2 protein-coding genes and 1 pseudogene are annotated in these 2929 nt (G+C 61.7%); all 3 read right to left on the bottom strand.

What is annotated here, in order from left to right; genetic code table 11:
• Positions 1 to 449, bottom strand: a pseudogene (locus CAG41_RS28020) (hypothetical protein); the annotation flags it as partial.
• Entirely contained in the window at positions 446 to 1390 is a 945-nt protein-coding gene (locus CAG41_RS28015; RefSeq protein ID WP_085707753.1) for a hypothetical protein, read from the bottom strand. The pseudogene CAG41_RS28020 and the gene CAG41_RS28015, both read right to left, overlap by 4 nt.
• Positions 1387 to 2913, bottom strand: coding sequence for a hypothetical protein (locus tag CAG41_RS28990; protein ID WP_256582677.1), 1527 nt, complete (start codon positions 2911 to 2913; stop codon positions 1387 to 1389). The genes CAG41_RS28015 and CAG41_RS28990 overlap by 4 nt, the downstream gene beginning before the upstream one ends.
• Positions 2914 to 2929 lie beyond the last annotated feature (16 nt).

The following is a 2929-nucleotide window of genomic DNA, read 5'->3' as shown; positions in this document are numbered from 1 at the left end:
TGACTGACCGATGAATGCTGGGTGGCGGCGGCGGTCACGGTTTCCCAGGGGACGATCCAGTATTCGCCGTTGTCGCGGGGCACGCAGACTTCGCGGCGCTGGCGGTTGAAGCGGACGGGCAAGGGAACTTTGCGGAAGAGGCCCTGGATCAACCAAAAAATCGGGAGGGCCATGACGCAAGCGCCGAAGATCAAAACATCGCGACTGAACTCAGGGTCGAAATTCCGAGTAAAGAATGACATGGCAAGAACCACCATTACTCCCGGCCACATCACCATCACCGCCGAGCCAATGCTGTAGTTGCCGATGTCAATAAAGACATCGCTCTTGCGCCAGATGGTATTGAGCACGTCACAGGGCTTCTTCCCCGTAGGGATCGGCAACGGCGCCAGATAGTCATTGCGCGAAAACATCCCTTTCTTCGTGGTGCCGGCCGCTGGCGTGCTCATGCCGGCGCCTCGGATTGAGCCGCCAATTCCGCTTCGCGCTGGGCGATGGCGGCTGCAAGCGCCGGGGAGCGTTGGGCCCATTGCTCGGGCGGCAGGGGTTTTGACCATTCGAGGATGTCGGGGTGGGACAGGTCGGGGGGGGGATTCAGTTTCCAGCGCTCCAGCACATCGATCAGCAATGTGTTGAATATGAAAATTCCGCAGAACCCTTCCCACAGAGCGGTTACAAACCAACCTCTCAATTTCGCAGCCTTGATCAGATCGTCCAGATAGGTCGCCCAGATTCCCTTTGACCAATCGAAACGAGCGGTTTGATCCTCAACGGCTTCCGGCCCGACCTCCATGTAACTGCGCATGCACTCCCACAACGCCATCGCCGTGGTGCCGCCGCCGCAAGGGAAGCCCAGCGAAAAATGCCTGTTGTCCTCGCTGGCGGTCGGGTCGGGGTTTTCGAAGCCGATGACCAATAAACCCATCGTGGCCCTGCCGCCCTGACTGACCGATGAATGCTGGCTGGCGGCGGCGGTCACGGTTTCCCAGGGGACGATCCAGTATTCGCCGTTGTCGCGGGGCACGCAGACTTCGCGGCGCTGGCGGTTGAAGCGGACGGGCAAGGGGACTTCGCGGAGGAGGCCTTGAATGAGGAACAGTGCTGGAATACCGGTGATGATCCCTCCACCAACTAGAGCAAACATACTGAGATCTGGTGCGATGTTCCGAAATCCATAGGCCATGGCCAAAAACAACATCACCATCGGCCAAAGCACCATCACCGCCGAGCCAATGCTGTAGTTGCCTATGTCAATAAAGACATCGTTCTTGCGCCAGATGGTATTGAGCACGTCACAGGGCTTTCTACCGGTAGGGATCGGCAACGGCGCCAGATAGTCATTGCGCGAAAACATCCCTTTCTTCGTGGTGCCGGCCGTTGGCGTGCTCATCGTTTGTCCTTGGGTTGCAGGTAAATGGCGCCGGGGTGACCGTCCCCGAGCGGGTAGTTCGGCACGCGATCCAGCTCGGGGGTCGGGTCGCCCCGCAGCGCGACGACGCCGGTGTCGTTGTTCAGGGTAAACGCCAGCCCCCGCTCCCCGCCGATGAACGTGCGGGCACCGAGCATCCCGGTGAGGGGCGTGCGGTAACGCAAGCGGAACGACACCGTGCTCGGCGGGGAACCGAGCACATTCGCCAGTTCCTTGAACGGCCCGCTGAGGCGCAGCCCCTGGCCTTCCTTGACCGGTATCCACCCGCACTGGCTGCCGGACAGCCAGTGCGGTGCCAGGTCTCGCCAGGGCCGTGGCGCCTTGTAGCCGTTGGCCGGGCTGTTCTTGATCAGGTGCCTGTAGCCCTGGGTGTCGATGGGATCGCCGATCATGCTCAGCTCCAGGTAGGCACTGCCGGGTTCGGCGCCCGGCAGGTCGATGGTCAGCGCGTCAACGGCGCTGACGTGTTTCAGGCCGGCAAAGCTGTCGTCACGGGCCGGCCTTGCGCTGCTCTTCATGCTGACCCGGGGGGTGTAGAGGATCAGGTACAGGCGGTCGAGCTCGTCCTGCTGGGCTTTCGGCGCGATCGGCGCCAAATCGCCCGCCCGCGCCTTGGACCAGCAGCAGGTGCTCAGGAAATACTGCAGCGGCGTTTTCTCGAAGATCCAGGCCGTCAGGTACAGCACGCCCAATGCGGCGATGACCCAGTTCAGCGGGCCCATGCACAGCGTGTAGCGCAGGATGGCGACGTCCACGGTTATTGACCCGGCCAAGGCTCTCATGGTGTAAGAAGCGCCCAATAATGCTTGGGTGCCAAAGGCCGCTATTTGTCCTCCGACCGCGGCCTGGCGTATCTGCAGCCATGAATCGACTTGGTTTTGGGCGTTTTCAATCTGCATTTGCAAAGACTTGAACTCTGCTCCCGCTGCCACAAATGACAACCCACCAATCACCCCACCAAACAACGTAAGCACTGGAGCCGCAGATAAACGAATGAAGAATCTATCCCTCCCCAACCCCACCCTAACCTGACTATCCACCACCGCCACCAACGCCGCCGCCCCATACAGGCTCGCCGAAAGCGTTTCACGTTTCCGCCGGCCTTCCATCCCCTCCAGCACCGCAGCCTCGCGCAAGTAGTTCTGCACATTCACCACGTTCACCAGCAACGCCGCCAACGGCACCACACCGCCGCTGTTGACCACCGCCGGCGAGTTCAGGATCCGCTCTCCCCGCCCGGCCCCGATCGCCTTGCCGGTCTTGCGCACCCATTCATCCAGGGCTTCGGCCCTTTGCCCGAACAGTTTCCACACCTGTCGCGCGCCCTCGTTCACGCGCTGCAAGCGGCTTTCGCCGCCCAGCCTCGCGGCGATGAAAAGGCTCATCCACGACGCACTGAAGCTGCTGTCGCCCTTGAGCAACAGCAGCGCGGCGCCCAGCCGGTTGACCAGCACGTTCCATTGGCTGGCGGTGTCCCGGGCCATGCCGGCGATGTCGTCG

The organism is Pseudomonas sp. B35(2017) (genome assembly GCF_002113645.1).
GTDB classification, from domain to species: domain Bacteria; phylum Pseudomonadota; class Gammaproteobacteria; order Pseudomonadales; family Pseudomonadaceae; genus Aquipseudomonas; species Aquipseudomonas ekonensis.
The sequence above is the reverse complement of the archived record's forward strand: the minus strand, read 5'-3'. Positions and strand labels throughout refer to the sequence as shown.

Excerpts from the sequence above, each read along its gene's own strand:
- CAG41_RS28990 (WP_256582677.1), bottom strand. The coding sequence starts at position 2,913 with ATGGCCCGGGACACCGCCAGCCAATGGAACGTGCTGGTCAACCGGCTG.
- CAG41_RS28015 (WP_085707753.1), bottom strand. The coding sequence starts at position 1,390 with ATGAGCACGCCAACGGCCGGCACCACGAAGAAAGGGATGTTTTCGCGC.